General features: G+C 45.0%; 1 protein-coding gene. It reads right to left on the minus strand.

The features are described 5' to 3' along the window. Positions 1-231 (minus strand): peptide deformylase (locus LD028_RS09625; protein WP_237811687.1); only part of this gene is annotated, 231 nt, incomplete at both ends.

Raw genomic sequence — 231 nt, forward strand, 5'->3', positions numbered from 1 at the left:
TAATATGCCATGTAAATGGTCAATCTCATGTTGTAACGCACGTGCTAAAAAACCGGTCGCTTCGATTTCAAACGGACGACCGCGGCGATTTTGCGCACGTACTTTCACATATTGGAAACGTTTTACTTCCCCAAATAATCCCGGAAAACTTAAACAGCCTTCGGGGCCGATTTGTTCGCCGCTTTGGGCAATGATGATTGGATTAATTAATTCAATGCGCCCATGGCGATC

Source organism: Anoxybacillus sp. LAT27 (assembly GCF_022030075.1).
GTDB classification, from domain to species: Bacteria; Bacillota; Bacilli; order Bacillales; family Anoxybacillaceae; genus Anoxybacillus; species Anoxybacillus kestanbolensis.